19 protein-coding genes are annotated in these 20758 nt (G+C 74.4%); 14 read left to right on the top strand and 5 right to left on the bottom strand.

The features are described from left to right. Positions 1-73: 73 nt before the first annotated feature. On the top strand, positions 74-727 hold the full coding sequence (locus ACH4NX_RS26480) for a DedA family protein (RefSeq protein ID WP_351395160.1): 654 nt from the start codon (positions 74-76) through the stop codon (positions 725-727). Positions 728-852: 125 nt separating this feature from the next. Here the strand turns inward: ACH4NX_RS26480 and ACH4NX_RS26475 are convergent, their stop codons facing one another. Further along, complete coding sequence (locus tag ACH4NX_RS26475) at positions 853-1389, bottom strand: gamma carbonic anhydrase family protein (RefSeq protein ID WP_279564029.1); 537 nt, start codon at positions 1387-1389, stop codon at positions 853-855. A gap of 107 nt (positions 1390-1496) precedes the next feature. Between ACH4NX_RS26475 and ACH4NX_RS26470 the strand changes: the two genes are divergently transcribed. After that, positions 1497-2300, top strand: a complete 804-nt coding sequence (locus ACH4NX_RS26470) for an acyltransferase (protein WP_351395157.1) — start codon at positions 1497-1499, stop codon at positions 2298-2300. 121 nt (positions 2301-2421) lie between these two features. After that, entirely contained in the window at positions 2422-2979 is a 558-nt protein-coding gene (locus tag ACH4NX_RS26465; RefSeq protein ID WP_351395154.1) for a YbaK/EbsC family protein, read from the top strand. 4 nt (positions 2980-2983) lie between these two features. Here the strand turns inward: ACH4NX_RS26465 and ACH4NX_RS26460 are convergent, their stop codons facing one another. Then, positions 2984-4054: a cation diffusion facilitator family transporter gene (locus ACH4NX_RS26460; RefSeq protein ID WP_398128940.1), complete on the bottom strand. Its 1071-nt coding sequence runs from the start codon at positions 4052-4054 to the stop codon at positions 2984-2986. Positions 4055-4134: 80 nt separating this feature from the next. On the opposite strand from ACH4NX_RS26460, the gene ACH4NX_RS26455 reads away from it, so the two are divergent. From ACH4NX_RS26455 to ACH4NX_RS26440, 4 genes are all read left to right on the top strand, one after another. Further along, on the top strand, positions 4135-4494 hold the full coding sequence (locus ACH4NX_RS26455) for a metalloregulator ArsR/SmtB family transcription factor (RefSeq protein ID WP_351395148.1): 360 nt from the start codon (positions 4135-4137) through the stop codon (positions 4492-4494). A gap of 161 nt (positions 4495-4655) precedes the next feature. Further along, positions 4656-6122 carry a hypothetical protein gene (locus ACH4NX_RS26450; protein WP_351395146.1) on the top strand — a complete coding sequence of 489 codons (1467 nt, stop codon included), beginning with the start codon at positions 4656-4658 and terminating at the stop codon, positions 6120-6122. Between the two features lie 76 nt (positions 6123-6198). Next, the gene (locus ACH4NX_RS26445) at positions 6199-7551 is read left to right on the top strand and encodes an AAA family ATPase (RefSeq protein WP_398128939.1); all 1353 of its coding nucleotides are present in this window, start codon (positions 6199-6201) and stop codon (positions 7549-7551) included. Next, entirely contained in the window at positions 7548-8843 is a 1296-nt protein-coding gene (locus ACH4NX_RS26440) for a VWA-like domain-containing protein (RefSeq protein ID WP_351395140.1), read from the top strand. Before ACH4NX_RS26445 ends, ACH4NX_RS26440 begins: the two co-directional genes overlap by 4 nt. 48 nt (positions 8844-8891) lie before the next feature. Here the strand turns inward: ACH4NX_RS26440 and ACH4NX_RS26435 are convergent, their stop codons facing one another. Then, positions 8892-9299 carry a CoA-binding protein gene (locus ACH4NX_RS26435; protein ID WP_351395137.1) on the bottom strand — a complete coding sequence of 136 codons (408 nt, stop codon included), beginning with the start codon at positions 9297-9299 and terminating at the stop codon, positions 8892-8894. A gap of 220 nt (positions 9300-9519) precedes the next feature. Here ACH4NX_RS26435 and ACH4NX_RS26430 point away from each other — a divergent pair, with 220 nt between their 5' ends. Beyond that, positions 9520-10248: a hypothetical protein gene (locus ACH4NX_RS26430; RefSeq protein WP_398128938.1), complete on the top strand. Its 729-nt coding sequence runs from the start codon at positions 9520-9522 to the stop codon at positions 10246-10248. A gap of 77 nt (positions 10249-10325) precedes the next feature. Next, the gene (locus ACH4NX_RS26425) at positions 10326-10952 is read left to right on the top strand and encodes a YigZ family protein (protein ID WP_398128937.1); all 627 of its coding nucleotides are present in this window, start codon (positions 10326-10328) and stop codon (positions 10950-10952) included. Positions 10953-11049: 97 nt separating this feature from the next. Here the strand turns inward: ACH4NX_RS26425 and ACH4NX_RS26420 are convergent, their stop codons facing one another. Together ACH4NX_RS26420 and ACH4NX_RS26415 are read right to left on the bottom strand one after the other, a co-directional pair. After that, positions 11050-11727, bottom strand: coding sequence for a response regulator (locus ACH4NX_RS26420; protein WP_398128936.1), 678 nt, complete (start codon positions 11725-11727; stop codon positions 11050-11052). Continuing rightward, on the bottom strand, positions 11728-12915 hold the full coding sequence (locus ACH4NX_RS26415; protein WP_351395127.1) for a histidine kinase: 1188 nt from the start codon (positions 12913-12915) through the stop codon (positions 11728-11730). A 274-nt stretch (positions 12916-13189) separates the two neighbouring features. On the opposite strand from ACH4NX_RS26415, the gene ACH4NX_RS26410 reads away from it, so the two are divergent. From ACH4NX_RS26410 to ACH4NX_RS26390, 5 genes are all read left to right on the top strand, one after another. After that, complete coding sequence (locus tag ACH4NX_RS26410; protein ID WP_398128935.1) at positions 13190-14686, top strand: alpha/beta hydrolase; 1497 nt, start codon at positions 13190-13192, stop codon at positions 14684-14686. Positions 14687-14690: 4 nt separating this feature from the next. Continuing rightward, positions 14691-15344, top strand: a complete 654-nt coding sequence (locus ACH4NX_RS26405) for a hypothetical protein (protein ID WP_398128934.1) — start codon at positions 14691-14693, stop codon at positions 15342-15344. Between the two features lie 178 nt (positions 15345-15522). Continuing rightward, positions 15523-16686 (top strand): exonuclease SbcCD subunit D, encoded by a 1164-nt coding sequence (locus ACH4NX_RS26400; RefSeq protein WP_351395121.1) that lies wholly within the window; start codon positions 15523-15525, stop codon positions 16684-16686. Continuing rightward, positions 16683-19673, top strand: a complete 2991-nt coding sequence (locus ACH4NX_RS26395; protein WP_351395119.1) for an SMC family ATPase — start codon at positions 16683-16685, stop codon at positions 19671-19673. Before ACH4NX_RS26400 ends, ACH4NX_RS26395 begins: the two co-directional genes overlap by 4 nt. Positions 19674-19887: 214 nt before the next feature. Further along, a complete protein-coding gene (locus ACH4NX_RS26390; RefSeq protein ID WP_398128933.1) occupies positions 19888-20733 on the top strand; it encodes an SDR family oxidoreductase in 846 nt (281 codons plus the stop codon). The last annotated feature ends 25 nt before the right edge of the window (positions 20734-20758 follow it).

Raw genomic sequence — 20758 nt, 5'->3', positions numbered from 1 at the left:
CCCGGGAAGCGGACAGGACAGGCGCTGGGCCCACCCGGAACGCAGCGGAGACGCGAATGCGGAGGGTCAGGCCTTGCACGTCCAGGAGTGGCTCGACACGGTGCCCGCGGCGGCCGTGTACGCCGTCGTCGGGCTGGTCATCGGTCTGGAGAGCCTCGGTATTCCGTTGCCGGGCGAGATCATCCTGGTCTCGGCGGCCCTGCTCTCCTCCCAGCACGGCGGCATCGACCCGCTGGTCCTGGGCGCCTGCGCGAGCGCGGGCGCGGTGATCGGCGACTCCATCGGGTACGCCGTCGGCCGCAAGGGTGGCCGGCCACTCCTGGCCTGGCTGGGCGGGAAGTTCCCCGGACACTTCGGTGAGGGGCACATCGCCACCGCCGAGCGGTCCTTCCAGAAGTGGGGCATGTGGGCCGTGTTCTTCGGCCGCTTCGTCGCCCTGCTGCGCATCTTCGCGGGTCCGCTGGCCGGCGTGCTGCGGATGCCGTACTGGAAGTTCCTGATCGCCAACGTCCTCGGCGGCATCGTCTGGGCGGGCGGCACCACCGCCGTCATCCACTACGTCGGCGTCGTCGCCGAGTCCTGGCTCAAGCGGTTCTCGTGGCTGGGTCTGGTGGTGGCGGTCGCCCTCGGTATCGCGTCGATGCTGATCGTCAAGCGCAGGGCAGGCAAGGCCGGCAAGGCCGACGAGGCCCGGGCGGCAGCCCAGCCGGCGACCGCCGGGGAGTGAAGCGCCCGGTCAGGGGCGCGGGGCCGGCACACTTCGTGGCCCCGCCTCGGGCGGTGAGCGACCCATACGCGCCCCACGTCCTGCGGCCACGGACGGCCCGCGGACGGACCGCGGACGACGGTCTCCTACAGAACCTCTCCGAGCGCACCCCGGTGCTCCGTCGCCAGCGCCGCGTACATCGTCCCGTTCAGCGTGACCCCCTGACGCTCCTCCTCCGTCAGCTCCCGCTTCACCTTCGCCGGCACCCCCGCGACCAGCGAGCCCGGCGGCACCCGCATCCCCTGCGGGACCAGTGCCTGGGCCGCGACCAGGGAGCCGGCGCCGATCACGGCGCCGTTGAGGACCGTGGCGCCCATGCCGATCAGGCAGTCGTCCTCGACGGTCGCGCCGTGCACCACGGCGTTGTGCCCGATGGAGACGCGTTCGCCGACGGTGACGGGGAAGCCCGGGTCTGCGTGGAGCGTGCAGTTGTCCTGGACGTTGCTGCTCGCGCCGACGGAGATCCGCTCGACGTCGCCGCGCAGCACCGCGCCGTACCAGACGCTCGCCCCCGCGTGCAGCGTCACGTCCCCGATGACCGAGGACGTCGGCGCCACGAAGGCCTCCGCGTCCACCTTCGGGTCCCTGCCGCCGATGCCCGTGATCAGCGCCTTCTGCGTCATCTTCGCCTCCTGCTCGGGTGATCTACGGCACCGTACGCCACCCGGTGGGGTGAAGATCACAGGCCTGCCTGGTCATGGCCGCACCGCACGCCGATTACCGTGAGCGGGTGCCGAAGCGCAAGAACACGTATCCGTCCTGGCGGAGCCGCCTCGCGCAGCGGGCCGTCCACGCGGGCTGGGCCTGGGTGCAGCGCACCGGCTCCGTCACCGCCGCACACCCCGGACGCTTCCGCTTCGGCGCGCTGGGCACGGGCACCCGGCTCGCCTTCCCGCTCGGCACCGTTTTCGGGGAGCCCTGGATCCACGTCGGGGCCCACTGCATCATCGGCGAGCAGGTCACCCTGACCGCCGGGCTCATGCCCGACCTCGACCTCGGCCCCGAGCCGATCCTGCGCATCGGCGACGGAGTGGTCCTCGGCCGCGGCAGCCACGTCATCGCGGACACCACGGTCACCATCGGCAGCGACTGCTACTTCGGCCCGTACGTCTACGTCACCTCCACCAACCACTCCTACGACGACCCGCACCAGCCCATCGGCAAGCAGTGGCCCCGGATGGACCCGGTGGAGATCGGCTCCGGCTGCTGGGTCGGCACCGGCGCGGTGATCCTGCCCGGCGCCCGGATCGGGCGGAACGTGGTGGTCGCCGCCGGTGCCGTGGTCCGGGGCACGGTCCCCGACCACGCCGTGGTGGCGGGCGCGCCGGCCCGTGTCGTACGGCGCTGGACGCCCGGCGAGGGCTGGCAGCCGCCGCTGCGGACCCCGGCTCCGGTGCCGATCCCCGACGGGGTCACGCCGGGACAGCTGCGGGCGCTGTCGAAGCTGGACGACGAGGCGGTGGCCCGGCTGGCAGAGCTGGACGGCGAGGCGGGAGCCGCCGCCAGGCTCGCGGAGCCGGCCGCCGAGAGCTGAGCCTTTGGGGCCTCGGCCCGTCGCCGGCAGCGGCGTCCGCACCCGGGAGAACCGTGCCCGCCCACGGCCCGCACACCGTGCGGCCGTTCACCGCGCCGTCCGCTGTTGCTAGCGTGCCGCCATGCACGCACCCATCGGGAACTTCGACAGCGCCACGCCCGCCCCGGAAAGCCTCGACGAACTGACCCGCCCGGTCGCCGACGCCGTACGCCACTGGAGCGGCGGCGTCCCCGCCGACCAGATCGTCTACGTCGACACCGAACCTGAGTGGGCCGACACCGCCACCTTCGTCGAGCACTACGGCCGTGAGCTGCTCGAACAGTCCGCCAACTGCGTCGTGGTCACCGGCAAGCGGGGTGGCGGCACGACCCTGGCCGCCTGTGTGGTGCTCTCCACCACCCGGGTCGACGTCAACGGTGTCGTACGCCGTCACCTGGGCGCCCGCAAGGCCTCCTTCGCGTCCATGGACACGGCGACCGGTGAGACCGGCATGGAGTACGGCGGCATCACCCCGGTCGGCCTGCCCGGCGACTGGCCCGTGCTGGTGGACTCGGCCGTCGTCGACCTGCCGTACGTCCTCGTCGGCAGTGGACGCCGGCGCGGCAAGCTGCTGGTGCCGGGCAAGGCCTTCGCGGAACTGCCGGGGGCCGTGGTCCTGGACGGGCTGGGCGTCGCCTGACCCCTCACGCGGTCGCGTGGTGGGCCAGCCCGAGATGCGGGTCCGCCTCGCCCGGGGCCGGTGCCGGGTCGGCGTGGACCAGGGCGGCGGTGAGGCGCGGCACCGCGTGCAGCAGGGCGTGCTCGGCCTCGACGGCGACGCGGTGGGCCTGGCGGACCGTCACCTCGCCGTCCACGACCAGGGCCACCTCGGCGCGCAGCCGGTGCCCGATCCAGCGCAGCCGCAGCTCACCCACCCCGCGCACGCCGGGCACCTCGCCCAGTACGCGCTCGGCCCGGTCCACCAGCGCGGGATCGACGGCGTCCATCAGACGCCGGAACACCTCGCGCGCCGCGTCCCGAAGCACCAGCAGGATCGCGGCCGTGATCGCCAGGCCCACGAGCGGGTCGGCGAGTCGCCACCCCAGCGCCGCGCCTCCGGCGCCCAGCAGGACGGCCAGTGACGTGTAGCCGTCCGTACGGGCGTGCAGTCCGTCGGCGACCAGTGCGGCGGAGCCGATCTCCCGGCCCACGCGGATCCGGTAGCGGGCCACCCACTCGTTGCCGGCGAAGCCCACCACGGCGGCCACGGCGACCGCCGGTACATGGGAGACCGGGCGCGGGTCGAGCAGCCGGTCCACCGCCGTCCACGCCGCGAGGGCCGCCGACGCGGCGATCGTCAGGACGATCACGACGCCTGCCAGGTCCTCCGCACGCCCGTAGCCGTAGGTGAAGCGCCGGGTGGCCGCGCGCCGGCCCAGGACGAAGGCGATGCCCAGCGGTACGGCGGTCAGCGCGTCCGCGGTGTTGTGCACCGTGTCGCCGAGCAGCGCCACCGACCCGGAGACCATCACCACGGCCGCCTGCGCCGCCGCCGTCACGCCGAGCACCGCGAGCGACACCCACAGCGCGCGCAGCCCGCGGGCCGAGGACTCCAGGGCGGGGTCCAGCTTGGCGGCGCTCTCGTGGGAGTGCGGGGTGAGGCGGTGCGCCAGGCGGTGCCACGGGCCGGCGGGGGAGTGGCGGCCGGGGGCGTGCTCGTCGTCGTGGGGAGGGCGGGGACGAGGGCGAGGGTGATGCCGGTGCGGGTCGCTCACGGGGTGCCCCTTCCGGTGTTTCGGGGTGGTGTCCCTGCGCCGGTGGACGTCCGGCGTCCGTCGGACCATTATATGTGCGTATGAGCGCACGCAAGCACCTGTCATCTGCGGACGAAGCGCACCCGCGCACACCGGGCGAGGAGCAGTTCGCGCTCGCCGCCGAGGTCCTCGCCCTGCTCGGGGACCGTACTCGCCTGACCCTGCTGCACGCCCTGACCGGCGGCGAGGCCGACGTCACCACCCTCACCGAGGCCTGCGGAGCGGCCCGGCCCGCGGTCAGCCAGCATCTGGCCCGGCTGCGGCTCGCGGGGCTGGTGAGCACCCGCAAGGAGGGGCGCCGGGTGGTGTACGCGCTGCGTGACGGGCATCTGCGCCGGCTGGTCGACGAGGCGCTGAACGTGGCCGACCACCGGCTCGGCGACCGGCCGCTCCACGACTGAGCGGGACCCCGGCCGGAGGACGGCGGTGTGCGGGAACGGTCCGCGCGACGCCGTACGCGGAAAACACCTGGCAGCCCGAGGACCGGCGTCGCTATGCTCCTCGCGATGACTACTCCTTCTGTTAGCAGAATGGGGGACCCGTCCGCGCAAGGTGAGTGCTGATGCTCACCGACACCGCGAACGGGGACTCCCGCCTTTCCCTCTGGCGGCGCGTGCGCGAGTTCGCCGTGCCGCCTTCCATGATCGAGACCGCGACAGCCCGCCGCCATGCCGGGGACTGGGCCGGGGCGTGCGCCGCCGCGGGCATCGACGTCGACCTCAACCTGCGTTCCGCGGCGCGCGCGTACGGCCACGACCTCGCGACCCGCGTCCGGGCCGACCTGCGCCACCTCGCTCCCGACCTGCTGCGCTGGCACATGCCGAGAATCGCTCCGGACGGGCTGCTGCGCCCGGGCCTCACGCTCACTCTGGCGCGGTACGGCATCGCGGGACGTGACGGCGCGCGCCCGGTGCACCTCGTGGTCCGGACCCCGCCCGCCTGGGCGGACGGCGGCCAGCGGATCAGCCTGGCCCTGTGGGACGGTACCGGCCCGGAGTCCGGCGCTCCCCGGCATCCGCACCCCCGGCCCAGCCGGCGGTTCCGTCTCGACCTGCACCGCCACCTGTGGGACGCGCGCCGAACCGATGAGCTGCGCGTCAGGGCGGGGGCCGGCCCGCCGTCCGCCGACGACCCGCCCGGGTATCCGGGCCACCCCGGCCTGCCGGGGCGCCGCTGTGCCGTCGACCGGTGGGCGGCCGAGGCGGGGATCCTGCTCCGCGCCGAGGGGTGCACGGCGACTGGCACCGGCGACGGCCTTGGTACGGGTGGTGGCTCCGGTACGGGTGGTGGCTCCGGTGCCGGCATCGGCACCGTCGCCGTGCGGCTCGGGGCCGGGCGCCGGCTGGCCGTGGAGCTGGTCGCGGACAGAAACGGCGCCGGTCCGCCCACGCTGCGGATCGAGCCGGCACCCACGGGCGGCGCCGCGTCCGCGCTGCCGGTGCTGCCCGACGCGGCGACCTGGGTGTCACCCGACCTGGAACTGCTCAGCGCCGGTGCCGTCGAGGCCGGTCGGCTGCATCCGCTGGTCGCCTCCGCGCTGGTGCCGGACCATGTGCCGGACGCCCCGCTGACTCCGTACGCGGACCCGGCGGGAGAGCCCCGTCTCGTGGACTGCCGGGGAGCCCGGCACCGGCTCGGCCTCGTCGACGGGGTGCTGGCGGCGCTGGACCACGACCCGGCCGAAGTCCGCCGGGAGGAGTTGCTGGCCGCGCTGACCGGCACTCCGCTGCCCTGCTTCCAGGTCATCGACGAGGCCCACCGGCGTCCGGAGTGCCTCCCCGACATCCGCGAACGCCTCAACCACGGCGACACCGCCGGCGCCCTCGCCGTGGTCGAGAACCTGCTCGGCGCCGACGCCCGTCTGCGCGACGGCGCCCTGCGGGACGAACTGGAGGCCGCCGTGCAGCGGCGGACCACCCACGGGATGTTCCGGGCAGGCCTGGACGGACCCGGTCCCAAACGCGTCTGTCCGGGCCCTTACCGTCCCCGCGTCACTCGTTCCCGCCCGCGCCACGCGACCCGCGACTGACCGAGGCGTCCCGCTCCCACGCCGCGTCCCGTTCAGCGGCCCTCCCACCCACCACGAGCCCAACAGGTGATGACTCATGACGACTTACGCGCCCGTGACGTCCGTGCCCTCCGTGCCCGCCGTCGACCCCACCTCCGCCTCCGACCGCACCGACCTCTCCGACCACTCCAACCTCTCCGAGTCTTCCGAGACCTCCGGCACCTTTGAGCCCTCGCAGCTCGACGTCGCCGGTGAACTGCTGACCCTGCTGCGCGACGCGACCACCGAACCGCAGCCCGACAACCAACTGGAGGCTCTCACCCTGGCCGTGGCCGCCGACCTCCCCGTACTGCTGTGGGGTGAGCCGGGGATCGGCAAGACCGCTGCCCTGACCCAGCTCGCCACCGCCCTGGATCTTCCGCTGACCACCGTGATCGCCAGCGTGCACGAGCCGTCCGACTTCTCCGGGCTGCCCGTCGTCGGGGACGACCCCGCGGAACAGGGCGTCCCGATGGCCCCGCCGGAATGGGCGGTGCGCCTGGTCCGGGCCGGCCGGGGCCTGCTGTTCCTGGACGAGCTGTCCACCGCGCCGCCGGCCGTACAGGCCGCTCTGCTCCGCCTCGTCCTCGAACGGCGGATCGGTGCCCTCCGGCTGCCGCCCGGGGTCAGGATCGTGGCCGCCGCCAACCCGCGCTCCTCGGCGGCCGACGGCTGGGAGCTGAGCCCGCCGCTGGCCAACCGGTTCGTCCACCTCCAGTGGACCCACGACCACGACGTCGTCGTACGAGGGCTCGGCGGGACCTGGCCCCGGGCGACGCTGCCGCGGCTCGACCCGGACGGGCTCGCGGAAGCCGTGGGCCACGCCCGCCGCGCGGTGTGCGAGTTCCTCACCGCCCGCCCCGGGCTCGTGCACCGGCTGCCCAGCGGCGAAACGCGCCGGGGTGGCGCCTGGCCGTCGCCCCGGAGCTGGGAGATGACCCTCAACCTGATCGCCTTCGCGACCGCCGCCGGTTCCTCCGGGGAAGTGCTCTCCCTCCTGGTGCGGGGCACCGTGGGCGACGGTCCCGGGCTGGAACTGATGGCGAGCCTGGACCGGATGGACCTCCCGGACCCCGAGACACTGCTCGCCGACCCGTCCGGTGCCGTGCTGCCCGAACGCGGAGACCTGCGCCAGGCCGCGCTCGACGGCGTGGTGGCCGCCGTACGCAGACGTCCGGAGCAGTCCCGGTGGGACGCGGCGTGGGCGCTGCTGGCCCGCGCCATGGAGACCGGCGCCCCGGACGTCGTGGTCGTCCCCGCCACCACACTCGCCGGCCTGCGGCAGCAGGACTGGGACATCCCGGCGTCGATCGAGCGGCTCGCCGGAGCCATGGCCCTGTCCCGGCGCGCGGACCGGGCGGCGGACCGGGCGGCGGCGCGGACCGCGGGCGCCGCCAAGGCGGGACGATGAGCACGGGAACGTCGAGTGCGGCCGCCTCGGCGGCAACGCCGGTCCCCGTCGTCTGCGACCTCGACAAGCTCTTCGCCGCCCGGCTGCACGCCGCCCGGGTCCGGCCCTACCTGGCGACGGCGCTGTTCGCCCTGCACGTCGTCCCGGAGCGGGCGGTGCCGACGATGGCCGTCGACCGGTACTGGCGGTGCTACGTCTCGCCGGTCTTCGTGGACCGCACGCCCGTGGAGGAACTGGCCGGGGTCTGGGTGCACGAGGTGTCGCACCTGCTGCGCGACCATCACGGACGCGGTGACCGGGTCGCGCGGGAGCGCGGGCTGACCGGCCCGGCCGAACGGCTGCGGATGAACATCGCCGCGGACTGCGAGATCAACGACGACGTGTTCGGGGACGGGCTGGTCCGTCCCGAGGGCGCGGTCGAACCGGAGCTCCTGGCCCTGCCCGAGGGGCAGCTCATGGAGGACTACCTGCGCCAGTTCCGGCTCGGGCGGCTCACCGAGAGCCTGGCCTGGCTGGACTGCGGCAGCGGCGCCGACGGACTCGAAAGGGAGTGGGACCTCGGACCGGACGGCGCGGACGGGCTCAGTGAGCAGCAGCAGGACGCGGTGCGTTTCCGGGTCGCGCAGGGCATCAACGCCCGCCCGGGAAGCGCGCCGAAGGGGTGGAAACGCTGGGCGGAACAGGCGTTCCATCCGCCGCAGCCGTGGCGGGACCTGCTGGGAGCGGCCGTCCGCTCGGCGGCCTGTGGGGGCGGCGCGGGAGAGGACTACTCCTACGGCCGGCCGTCGCGGCGCTCGGCCGGGATGCCCGGCGTCGTGCTGCCGAGCCTGCGGCGCAGACCACCCCGGGTCGCCGTGGTCATCGACACCTCCGGGTCGGTCGGCGACGCGGAACTCGGCAGCGCGCTGCTCGAGGTCGCCGCGATCGCCCGTGCCGTCGGAGGGCGCCGTGACCTGGTGACGGTGGTGCCGTGCGACGCGTCGGCCCGGTTCGCTCACTCCCTGTGCCGCGCCGAGGGGATCCCCCTGGTGGGCGGGGGCGGTACGGACCTGCGCACGGGCTTCGCCAAGGCGCTGCGCGCACGTCCCGCGCCCGACGCCGTCGTGGTCCTGACCGACGGGCAGACACCCTGGCCCGCCACACGGCCCGCGTGCCGGACGGTGGTCGGACTGTTCCCCCGGCAGCGGGCGCGCTCTTCGTGGGACGAGGACGACCCGCGGTACGTACCGGACTCACCGCCCGGCTGGGCCCGCGTGGTGGTCATCGGGCCGGACCCGGCCGACGGCCGGTGAGGGGCCGCCACTTCCCGCGGTCCTGCGGACCGGCCTTCCGGAGAGTGATCAGCCGAGCCGAGGGATCTCGATCGCAGGGCAGCGGTCCATCACCATCTCCAGGCCCCTGGCCCGGGTCCGTTCGTACGCGGCCTCGTCGATCACGCCGAGCTGGAACCAGACGGCCCGGGCCCCCTTGGCGACCGCCTCGTCGGCGACCGGCCCGGCCAGCTCGCTATTGACGAAGACGTCGACGACGTCCACGTCGAAGGGGACGTCCGCGAGAGAGGCGTACCCCCGCTCCCCGTGCACCGTCTCCGCCTTGGGGTGCACGGGCACGACGCGCTTGCCGAAGCGCTGCAGCACCTCGGCGACGCCGTACGCCGCGCGCTGCCGGTTGGACGACAGGCCCACCACGGCCCAGGTGTCGCCGAGCTCGTTGAGGATCTTCCGGACGGTTGCCTCGTCGCCGTACACCGGCGGCCTCCTTGGACTAGTGGACGACTCGCGTATCGATCTTCGCGCGTCCGAGCACGTCTCCGCGTTTCTCCATGCGTCTTCGTGCGTCTTCGTGCGTCTTCGTGCGTCTTCCGCAGCGACAACGGACGGCGGCCCGCCGGGATTCCCCGCACGGCGGGGGCGGGACGGCGAGCGCGCCCCCTGTGCGCCACCGCCCCGACCCGCCTACGCTCACCCCGTGCTGCGCATCATCGACGCCCGGACCCACGAGCCCGCCTCCGCCGCTCCCGCCCGGCGGGGGCCCACCCGTGTCGAGGCGCACGCGCCGGGCCGCGACACGACCGGGCTGCGCGTGCTGCTCGTCGCCGACCTCCTGGTCCGTGCCCTGGAACTCGACGGCACGCCGGCGTGGGCGCTGCTGACCGGTGCGCAGGACGGGACACGGCTGCTCGCGGACGCGGCGGCACTCGGCATCCGGCCTTTCGAGGACGGCGGCGCCGCCGGCTCCGGACCGGGCGCCGGCCAGGTCGTACACGTCGTGCGCCGGGGCGGGGCCGCCACGCCGGACGGGGCGACGGTCGCCGTCGCCCCGGCGGACGTGGCCGGACAGGACACCGCCGGCCTCGCCTCCCCCGACGCCGTGCGGCTCGCGCTGCTGGAGCGGCACCACCACGCGCGCGTGGAGCTCGACGCGAGCGCGCTGGACGACGCCCGGGACACGCTCGCGCGCTGGCGCCGCGCGGTCGCCGCCTGGGCGCGGCAGCCGTCGCGTCCTGTCCCGGGCGAGGTGCGGGATCAACTGCGGGCGGCCTGGGAGGACGACCTGGACGCCCCCGGGGTGCTGAGCGTCCTGCGCCGGGTGGAGACCGATCCGGACCTGCCCGACGGAGCCCGGTTCGAGATCTACGCCTACGCCGACCGGTTCCTCGGCCTGCACCTCGCCCGGGACATCGGAGCCCCGGCGTGATCGCGCCCCCCGGTCAGCCGCGCCGCCCGGCTGACCGCGCCGAGGGGCGGGTCACGGTGAGCGCATAGGCTGGCCGGATGCAGGACGAGTACCGCACCGTCGCCCGCGCGGGTGTGCACGAGACCGAGATCAACCGCTCGCGCTTCCTGTGCGCCCTCGCCCCGGCCGCCACCGAGCAGGAGGCCCAGGAGTTCGTCGCGGCCGTACGCAAGGAGCACGCCACCGCCACCCACAACTGCTGGGCGTACGTCATCGGAGCCGACGCCGCCGTCCAGAAGGCCAGCGACGACGGCGAGCCCGGCGGCACCGCCGGCGTCCCCATGCTCCAGATGCTGCTGCGCCGGGACATGCGGTACGTCGTCGCCGTCGTCACCCGCTACTACGGCGGCGTCAAACTCGGCGCGGGCGGGCTCATCCGTGCCTACGGCGGCGCGGTCGGTGAGGCCCTGGACGACCTGGGCACGCTCACCCGCCGCCGGTTCCGCCTGGGCACGGTGACCGTCGACCACCAGCGGGCCGGCAAGCTCCAGAACGACCTGCGCACGGCGGGGCGCGCGGTGCGCGACGTGCGGTACGCCGAGGCCGTCACCATCGAGATCGGCCTTCCCGAGGCCGACGTGGACGCCTTCCGGTCCTGGCTCGCGGACGCCACCGCGGGGTCGGCCGGGTTCGAGCTGGGCGGCGAGGCGTACGGGGACGCCTGACGAAGCGGACGACGGCGACACCTGTCCGTCGCGGTGACGAAGGAGTCGGGGCGGCCACACTGCCCGGGCGGCGTGGCCGCTCTCCGCGCCACGCCGGTCATTCCTCCGCGTCGCGGACCAGCAGCGCGATCTGCACCCGGTTCTCGACCGCCAGCTTGGCGAACAGGGCGCCCGTGTGCGCCTTGACGGTCGCGACGCTGATGCGCAGCCGCTGGGCGATCTCCGGGTTGCCCAGTCCGTCCGCGATGGCCCGGGCGGTTTCGAGTTCTCGTTCGGTCAGTGTGGACAGCCGCTGCCGTGCGGCTCGGCGGGACGAGCCGCGAGCGTGAGCGGACCGCGGGCCGGTGGCCGCGGCGATCACCCGTGCCATGGCCGCCGGAGACAGCACGGACTCGCCGTCCGCGACGGTCCGCACCGCGTCGAGAATCCGCGATGGCCGGGTGTCCTTGAGGACGAAGCCGAGGGCTCCGGCGCGCAGTGCGCCGAGGATCAGATCGTCGGAGTCGAACGTGGTCAGCATGAGCACCCGCGGCGGCGCCGGTCGGCTGAGGAGTTCCCGGGTCGTGCTGAGACCGTCCCGGCCGGGCATGCGCACGTCCATCAGTACGACGTCCGGCCGCTGCTCGTCCACCACGGTGATCGCGGCGTCCCCGTCGGCCGCCTCCGCGACGACGGTCAGGTCCGGTTCGCCGTCGATGACGAGCCGCAGCGCCATGCGCACCAGCTGTTCGTCGTCGGCGATGACGACACGCACCGGCTCCCGCTCGCTGTCCACTCAGGTCCTCTTCTCTCGGGTGGCGTTCGGCCAGGGCAGTCGTGCGGTGAGGACGTATCCGTTGTCGGGTGTGGGGCGGTGGTCGAGTTCTCCCCCGGCGAGGTTGATCCGTTCGGTCAGGCCGAGCAGGCCGAATCCCGATGCCGGTGGTCGCGCCTTCTTCGTGACCGTCGTCGGTGAGTTGCGGACTCCGACGGTGAGACTGTCGCCCGCCTTCCCCTCCAGGGTGACGTGTACGCGTGTGCCTGGGGCGTGTTTGGCGGCGTTGGTCAGTCCCTCCTGGACGATCCGGTAGCAGGTCCGTCCGGCGACGTCGGACGGCCTTCCCGTCACGGTGGTGGTGAGTGTGACGTCCAGTCCGGACGTGCGGGCGTCGGCCACCAGGTCGGGGATGAGGTCGATGGAGGGCTGGGGTGGTTCCGGGAGGCCCGGGTCGGCCCGGAGCACACCGAGGACATCCCTCAGTTCTTCCAGTGCCTGGTGGGAGCCCTCGGCGATGCCGCGGACCAGCACGCGGTTCTCCTCCGCCGCGAGATCACCGCGGTGGTTCAGCACTCCGGCCTGCATGGCGACCAGGGAGATCCGGTGCGCGAGCACGTCGTGCATCTCTCGGGCGATCCGGTTGCGTTCCAGGGCCCGTGCCTGCGCCGCCCGGGCGGTCTGTTCCCGTTCCGCGCTCTCCGCCCGGTCCCGCAGGGACCGCACTTCGACACGCCGCGCGCCGACGGCCATGCCCACGGCCACCGCGATGCCCGCGGTCAGCGCGGGGACCGCGAGCTGGAACCACCACCAGCCGGGCGGGCTCTGGACCGGGTAGAGCCCGGCAGTGAACTGTGACGCGGTCACGTAGGCCACCACCACGGCCCCGATCTCCACCGGACGACGACGGGTGGCGAGCGAGCCCATCGCCACGAGCGCTGCTCCGGTGGCGAGTGCCGACGCGGGCGAGACGATCGCGACCGTCAGGGCGACGGTGAGCGGGAACCTCCTGCGCCACAGCAGCACCGTCAGGCAGCCGAGAGCCACCAGCGGATCGGCGATGAGAAACCAGGAGCCCGTCCCCGTTGTCGGCTCCCGCGACAGCAGCACACCGGTGGAGAGCCAGACCGGCACGCCCACCGCCGCGGCTGCCACCAGCCGCCAGGTCTGCTGCCACCCCCCGAGCCGTGGTGCTACGTCCGTGTTCACCCGCCCATTGTCGCGAAACCGTACGGCCGGTGGGTCGGACCGGAGGCTGATGTGCCCTTCGACCAGAGTCGAACCACCGTCCCGACTCCGGTCGAAGCCGGTTCGAGCCGCCGGGCCGATGTGCCGGCGGCGCCCCCGGGGACAGACTCGTGGAGGCGGTCGGGAAGGTGATCACAGCTCTGGCCGCCCAGCGGTGATCGGCTGCGGGGACCGACCGAGGCACGCCCTCCGGCACCCCCGCGTACCCTCGTGCGCCCCCTCAGGAGGACATCAGATGCACCGAACCCTGTCCCTCGCCCTCGCCGCCACCGCGGTGGCGGCGACCACGATTCCGGGAGTGCCGGCGGCAGCGACGCCGGACTCCGTGCGGTGGGGCCCCTGCTCGCAGAAGGCCGCCTCGAAGAAGGACGCGGTCGCCGCCAAGGAGGCTCCCCCGCCCCCTCTGGAGTGCGCGACGCTCGAAGTTCCGCTGGACTACCGGGACCCGGACGGCCGACAGATCGAGATCGCGATCTCCCGGCTGGCCGGCAAGGAACCCTCGCAGCGCCGCGGCGTGCTGCTGACCAGTCCGGGCGGCCCCGGCATCTCGGGACTCGGCTACCCGGCCGTTCTCGCCGGCTCGGGGCTGCCGCGGGAGGTGCTGGACTCGTACGACGTGATCGGCTTCGACCCGCGCGGCGTCGGCCGCAGCACGCCGGTGACCTGCGACCTGACGCCGGAGCAGCAGGGACGCGGCAACATCCCGCCGTACGCGCACACCGCGGCCGATGTCGCGCGCGAGGCGCCGCACGCGCGGGCCGTCGCCGAGCAGTGCGCCACCTCACGGACGGCGTGGATGCTGCCGCACACCACCACCGCGAACACCGCGCGCGACATGGACCGGATCCGGGCGGCGCTGGGCGAGCCGCGGCTCTCGTACCTCGGCGCCTCCTACGGCAGCTACCTCGGTGCGGTGTACACCACGATGTTCCCGAGGCGCGGCGACCGGATCGTGCTCGACAGCAACCTGGGTCCCGGTGGTTACGACGTCACGGCCATGCGGATGCTCGCCCGCGGAATGGAGGACCGGTTCCCGGACTTCGCGGCCTTCGCGGCCGCACGCCCCGAGTACGGCCTGGGCACCACACCGGAGCAGGTGAGGGCGAAGTTCTTCGAGCTCGCGGCACGGCTGGAGGCGGAACCGGTCCAGGGCTTCGACGCGACGTCGTTCCGCGGGGTCACGTTCGACCGCCTCTACAGCGATGCGGACATGCCCCTGGTGGCCAGGACCTGGCAGGCACTCGACACGGACCAGCCGCCGCCGGCGACCCCGCCGTTCCCCGACATGGAGAACTTCATGTCCGCCCGCTTCTCAGTGATGTGCGCGGACAATCGCTGGCCCCGGACGGTCCGGGAGTATCAGCGCGACGTCGCGGTCGACCGGCCGGCATACCCGATGCTGGGCGGGTCCACGGCGAGCATCGGACCGTGCGCCTTCTGGCCGGACGAGCGGGTCGAGCCGCCGGTGCGCATCGGTGACCGGGGCCCGTCGAACGTGCTCATGGTGCAGAACGAGCGTGACCCGGGGACACCGCTGGCCGGCGCCCAGGAGCTGCGCCGGGCGTTCGGGAAGCGGGCCACGATGGTGACGGCCGACCAGGGCGGACACGGCGTCTACCTGTTCGGGCCCAACACGTGCGCGAACGACGCGGTGACCGCGTTCCTGACCACCGGGCACCGCCCGTCGCAGGACCTCGCCTGCGCGGCGGAGCCGAGCGAGCAGCAGGAGTAGAGGCATGCTCAAGGAGTGGCGGCATCGTCGGGCTGTGCGGCGGGTCAAGCCCGGGGACGGGCGGCCGTTGAAGCGTTTTCGCTGGTGGCAGATGCTGACTCGGGCCCTGTTCCGTCTTCGGCTGGTGAACGACGACGGCCGGCAGACGGTCTACGCCGTCGACGTCAGGCACCAGAACAAGTCGGAGGGCCACGTCAGGGCCCACCTGTACCTCGATGGCAGGCATCACGCCGAGTCCAGAGTCCCCGCCGTCTTCCCCGTCCAGGGCGGCACCGTCGAGGTACGGACGAGCGGCTTCGGGCTCAAACGCTGCCACTACGTCACCACCGAGGGGGCCGAGCACCAACTCGTCCCCGACCCCGCCTCCGCCGAGGGGCGCCGCGCGCGCCTCGACCGCGCGCACCCCGTACTGAGCCGCTGTACGGGTGTCCTCTCGTCGCTGGTGCTCGCCATCGGCCTGGTTCTTCTGATCCTTCAGCTCGCCGAGCAGGTCACCCGGGCACCGGAGGGCGTCGCCCAGTACGTCGGGACGTTCGTCTCACCCGTTGACCTGCCGGCCTGGGGCAACGTCGCGGTGGGGCTCGTCACCGCGGCGGCCAGCACGGAGCGGGCGCTGCGGCTGCGCTACAACTGGCTGCTCGACGGCGGAGTGGGCTGACGTGAGGCCGGGCGGTGGCCTTCCGGCGTGACGGTCGTCGTGGGACCGGGTGTGAGGTCAGTGGTGAATCAGGTACCGGCAGGCGTTAGCGTGGTGGGTGCCGACCCGGGACTCCCTTGGCGGCTTGTGCCGGTTTTTGAGTCGTTACCGAGGGAAACACGCAGGTCAGGACCGCTTGATGAGATTGCTGCACACTTCCGACTGGCATCTCGGCCGGGCGTTCCACCGGGTGAACATGCTCGACGCCCAGGCCGGGTTCATCGGCCACCTCGTCGAGACCGTGCGTGATCACGGCGTCGACGCCGTGGTCGTGTCGGGAGACGTGTACGACCGGGCCGTGCCGCCACTGGCCGCCGTCGAGCTGTTCGACGACGCCCTGCACCGCCTCGCCGATCTCGGTGTGCCCACGGTGATGATCTCCGGCAACCACGACTCGGCCCGCCGTCTCGGCGTCGGCGCCGGACTCATCGACCGCGCCGGCATCCATCTGCGCACCGACCCCGCCGGATGCGGAACCCCGGTGGTGCTGGCGGACAGGCACGGGGAGGTGGCCTTCTACGGGCTGCCCTACCTGGAACCCGCCCTGGTGAAGAGCGAGTTCGGGGTGGAGAAGGCGGGCCACGAGTCCGTGCTCGCCGCCGCCATGGACCGGGTCCGCGCCGACCTCGCCACGCGCGCGCGGGGCACCCGTTCCGTCGTCCTCGCGCACGCCTTCGTCACCGGCGGCGAGGAGAGCGACAGCGAGCGGGACATCACCGTCGGCGGGGTCGCCGCCGTGCCCCGCGGTGTCTTCGACGGCGTCGACTACGTGGCACTCGGGCACCTGCACGGCTGCCAGACCCTCACCGAGCGCGTCCGCTACTCGGGCTCCCCGCTGCCGTACTCCTTCTCGGAGCACCAGCACCGCAAGAGCATGTGGCTCGTCGACCTGGACGCCGACGGCTCGGTCACCGCCGAGCGGCTCGACTGCCCGGTGCCGCGCGGCCTGGCCCGGCTGCGGGGCACGCTGGAGGAACTGCTCGCCGACCCGGAGCACACCCGGCACGAGGAGGACTGGGTCGAGGCGACCCTCACCGACCCGGTCCGCCCGGCCGACCCCATGGCCCGGCTCACCGACCGCTTCCCGCACACGCTGAGCCTCGTCTTCGATCCCGAGCGGGCCCCGGACGACCCCGCCGTGTCCTACGCCCGGCGCCTCGCCGGCCGCAGCGACCAGCAGATCGCGGAGGACTTCGTGGCCCACGTGCGCGGCGCCGGGCCCGACGGCCACGAACGGAGCGTACTGCGGGACGCCTTCGACGCGGTGCGCGCGGACGACACCGTGCGGGAGGTGGCCCGGTGAGGCTGCACCGCCTGGACATCACCGCCTTCGGGCCCTTCGGCGGCTCGCAGAGCGTCGACTTCGACGAGCTGTCCACCGCCGGACTCTTCCTGCTGCACGGACCCACCGGCGCCGGCAAGACCTCCGTCCTCGACGCCGTGTGCTACGCGCTGTACGGCTCGGTCCCCGGAGCCCGCCAGAGCGGCCAGGGCATGACCCTGCGCAGCGACCACGCCGTCGCCGCGCGCACCGAGGTGCGCCTCGAACTCACCGTCGCCGGACGCCGGCTGGAGGTCACCCGGCAGCCGCCCTGGGAGCGCCCGAAGCTGCGCGGCAGGGGCACGACCGTCGACAAGGCCCAGACCTGGCTGCGCGAGTACGACGCGAGCGCCGGCACCTGGAAGGACCTCAGCCGCTCCCACCAGGAGATCGGCGAGGAGATCACACAGCTGCTCGGCATGAGCCGCGAGCAGTTCTGCCAGGTCGTGCTGCTGCCCCAGGGCGACTTCGCGCGTTTCCTGCGCGCCGACGCGGAGGCGCGCGGCAAGCTGCTCGGCCGGCTCTTCGACACCCGGCGCTTCGCCGAGGTCGAGAAACGCCTCGCCGAGCGGCGCCGCACGACCGAGGCCCGGGTGCGCGAGGGGGACGCCGCGCTGCTGGCCGACGCCCACCGGATGCAGCAGGCCGCCGGTGACGCCATGGAACTGCCCGAGCTGGCGCCGGGCGAGCCGGGACTGGCCGAGGCCGTCCTAGGAGCCGCCGCCGTCGCGCGCACCACCGCCCGGGAACTGCTGGCCGTCGCCGACTGCCGGCTCACGGCCACCGAGGCCGCCCAGGCCGCGGCCGAACGCGACCTCGACGACACACGCGAACTGGACCGGCTGCAGCGCCGGTTCACCGAGGCGCGTCAGCGGGCCGAGCGGCTGGCGGAGCGGGCCGACGCCCACCGCGCCGCCCAGCAGCGCATGGAGCGCGCCCGCAAGGCCGAATCGGTCGCACCCGCACTGGAACTGAGGGACGCCGCCGACGCCGAACACCGGCGGGCGGCCGGCTCGGAGACACGCGCGCGCGCCGCCCTGCCGCAGGCCCTCGCGGACGCAGGCGCGACGGGGCTGGCCGCCGCCGCGCGCCGGGCCGCCGAGGAACTGGGCGGCCTGGAGTCGGCCCGGCGGGCCGAACAGCGCCTCGCCGAGCTGGTCGAGGAGCGGGCCGGACTGGACCGCCAGGAACGCGCCGACGAGGACGTCCTGGACGAGGCGGAGAGCTGGCTCGCCGACTGGGAGGCCACGCGCTCCCGGCTGCAGGCCGGTGTCGACTCCGCGCGGGAGGCCGCCACCCACGCCGAGCAGCTCACCGTGCAGCGCGAGTCGGCTCAGCGCCGGCTGAGCGCGGCCCGGCAACGGGACCGGCTGACCGCTGACACGGCTGAGTCCCGGCGGCACGTCCTCGCCTCGGCCGAACGCGCCGTCGAGGCCCGTGCCCACTGGCTCGACCTCAAGGAGCAGCGGCTGAACGGCATCGCCGCCGAACTCGCCGCCGGCCTCACCGACGGCGCACCGTGCGCCGTGTGCGGCGCCACCGAACACCCCGCCCCCGCACGCAAGATCGCCGGGCACGTCGACCGCGAGGCGGAGGAGCGCGCCCTCGTCGCCTTCCAGGACGCCGACGAGCGGCGCGCCGAGGCCGAGCGGCGCCTGGGCACCGTACGGGAGGCACTCGCCGCCGCCACCGCGGAGGCGGGAGACGCGCCCACCGCCCGGCTGGCCGAGGAGGCCGAGGAGCTGGAGCGGCGTTACGCGCGGGCGCGGGCGAGCGCCTCCGGGCTGCACGCCGCGCAGGAGGAGCTGCGCCGGGCGGAGCGCGAGCGGGAGCAGCGGATCGCCGCCCAGCAGCAGGCCGCCGTCCGGGCCGCGTCCCGGGTCGGCAACCGGGAGCGGCTGGAGAGTGAACGGGCCGCGCTGGAGGAGGAATTGACCAGGGCACGTGGGACCGCCGACAGTGTGGCGGCGCGGGCCGCGCAGCTGGAGCGCCGGGTCGCGCTGCTCACCGAGGCAGCCGACACCGCCCGCGTCGCCGAGGACACGGCCCAGCGGCTCAAGGACGCCGACGCCCGCCTCGCCGACGCCGCATTCCGCGCCGGCTTCGACACCCCGAGGGACGCCGCCGCCGCACTGCTCGACGACGCCGCCCACCGCGAGTTGCAACGCCGGCTCGACGCATGGGACGCGGAGGAGGCCGCGGTACGCGCGATCCTCACCGAGGCCGACACCGCCGCCGCGGCCCAGCGGCCGCCCGCCGGCCTCGGCGCGGCACAGGACACCGCCGCAGCCGCGGGCCGACGGCTGCGCGAGGCTTCCTCGGCACGCGACGCCGCCGCCCTGCGCTGCGCCGAACTGGACCGGCTGTCCGCGCACGCCACCACCTCCGTGCGACGGCTCGCCCCGCTGCGCGAGGAGCACGGCCGCGTCGCCCGCCTCTCCTCACTCGCCGCGGGCACCTCCGCGGACAACGAACGCCGGATGCGCCTGGAGTCGTACGTGCTGGCGGCCCGCCTGGAGCAGGTGGCCGCCGCGGCGACCGCGCGCCTTCGGCGCATGTCCTCCGGCCGCTACACCCTCGTCCACTCCGACGACCGCACCGGGCGCGGCCGCAGTGGCCTCGGCCTGCACGTCGTCGACGCCTGGACCGGCCGCGAGCGCGACACGGCCACCCTCTCGGGGGGTGAGACGTTCTTCGCCTCGCTCGCCCTCGCGCTCGGTCTGGCCGACGTCGTCACGGACGAGGCCGGCGGCGTCCGTCTGGACACCCTCTTCATCGACGAGGGTTTCGGCAGCCTCGACGACCAGACCCTCGACGAGGTCCTCGACGTCCTGGACTCCCTGCGTGAACGGGACCGCAGCGTCGGCATCGTCAGCCATGTCGCCGACCTGCGACGGCGGATACACGCCCAACTCGAGGTCGTGAAGGGGCGGACGGGGTCGGTACTGCGGCAGCGGGGCGCCGGCTGAGCGCTCCCGGCGGACCTCGGCGGCGACCGCGCCTGCCATGTGCGGGCCGCCCCTGGTCCCCGGACGCTACGCGGTGGGCGCGGCCGAGCCGCGCCCCGGGCCGGAGACCTGGCTGAACGTCGTGCGGCCGCCGCGGCTCGCGGACCGCCGGCATCCCGGACGCCGAACGATATCGGCGTGCGTGGCGGCGGCGGGCCGTCCATCATGGTTGCCCATGCCACGACTCGCGCACCCCGCACCCGAAGACCTGCGCCGCGACCCCCTGCCCCTGCGCGGCCGGACCGCCCTCGTCACCGGAGCCAGCCGGCGCGGCGGCATCGGCCACGCCGTGGCCCGGCGGCTCGCCGCGTACGGGGCGAGCGTCTACCTGCACCACCACCTGCCGCACGACGCCGCCATGCCCTGGGGCGCCGACCGCACGGAGGACGTGGTCGCCTCCGTACGCGCGGCGCTCGGCGACCCGGACGCCACCGTGGCGGCCGGCCCCGGCGACCTCACCGACCCCGCCGCACCCGGCGAACTGGTCGCCACCGCCGCCGAAGCGCTCGGCGGACGGCTGGACGTCCTCGTCGCCAACCACGCCCTCAGCGGCAGCGACGGGACCCTCGACACGATCGACGCCGCCATGCTCGACGCGCACTGGCAGGCCGACACCCGGTCGGTACTGCTGCTGGTCCAGGCCTACGCGCGGCTGCGCGCCGCGCTGCCGCCCCGCACACCCGGCGGACGGGTGATGATGATGACCTCGGGCCAGGACATCGCGGGCGGCATGCCCGGCGAGATCGCCTACGCGCTGCAGAAGGGCGCGCTCGCCTCCATCACGCGCTCCCTGTCGACGGCCCTCGCCGAACACGCCGTCACCGTCAACGCGGTCAACCCCGGACCCGTGGACACCGACTACATGACCGGCGAGGACTACGAGGCCGTCGCCGCGCTCTTCCCCGCCGGACGGTGGGGCATGCCCGACGACCCGGCCCGCCTCATCGCGTGGCTCGCCACGGACGAGGCGGAGTGGGTCACCGGTCAGGTCGTCGACTCGGAGGGCGGTTTCAGGCGGTGACGCCGAGGGCGGCCGGGAACCGACG

The sequence above is a fragment of the Streptomyces sp. NPDC017225 genome (genome assembly GCF_044331465.1).
Classification (GTDB): domain Bacteria; phylum Actinomycetota; class Actinomycetes; order Streptomycetales; family Streptomycetaceae; genus Streptomyces.
This window is presented reverse-complemented; position numbering and strand designations above follow the sequence as displayed.

What these genes read in the sequence shown, in the direction of transcription:
- ACH4NX_RS26475 (WP_279564029.1), bottom strand. Translation starts at nt 1,389, where the DNA reads ATGACGCAGAAGGCGCTGATCACGGGCATCGGCGGCAGGGACCCGAAG.
- ACH4NX_RS26465 (WP_351395154.1), top strand. Translation starts at nt 2,422, where the DNA reads ATGCACGCACCCATCGGGAACTTCGACAGCGCCACGCCCGCCCCGGAA.
- ACH4NX_RS26455 (WP_351395148.1), top strand. Translation starts at nt 4,135, where the DNA reads ATGAGCGCACGCAAGCACCTGTCATCTGCGGACGAAGCGCACCCGCGC.
- ACH4NX_RS26450 (WP_351395146.1), top strand. Translation starts at nt 4,656, where the DNA reads ATGCTCACCGACACCGCGAACGGGGACTCCCGCCTTTCCCTCTGGCGG.
- ACH4NX_RS26445 (WP_398128939.1), top strand. Translation starts at nt 6,199, where the DNA reads ATGACGACTTACGCGCCCGTGACGTCCGTGCCCTCCGTGCCCGCCGTC.
- ACH4NX_RS26440 (WP_351395140.1), top strand. Translation starts at nt 7,548, where the DNA reads ATGAGCACGGGAACGTCGAGTGCGGCCGCCTCGGCGGCAACGCCGGTC.
- ACH4NX_RS26425 (WP_398128937.1), top strand. Translation starts at nt 10,326, where the DNA reads ATGCAGGACGAGTACCGCACCGTCGCCCGCGCGGGTGTGCACGAGACC.
- ACH4NX_RS26410 (WP_398128935.1), top strand. Translation starts at nt 13,190, where the DNA reads ATGCACCGAACCCTGTCCCTCGCCCTCGCCGCCACCGCGGTGGCGGCG.
- ACH4NX_RS26405 (WP_398128934.1), top strand. Translation starts at nt 14,691, where the DNA reads ATGCTCAAGGAGTGGCGGCATCGTCGGGCTGTGCGGCGGGTCAAGCCC.
- ACH4NX_RS26400 (WP_351395121.1), top strand. Translation starts at nt 15,523, where the DNA reads ATGAGATTGCTGCACACTTCCGACTGGCATCTCGGCCGGGCGTTCCAC.
- ACH4NX_RS26390 (WP_398128933.1), top strand. Translation starts at nt 19,888, where the DNA reads ATGCCACGACTCGCGCACCCCGCACCCGAAGACCTGCGCCGCGACCCC.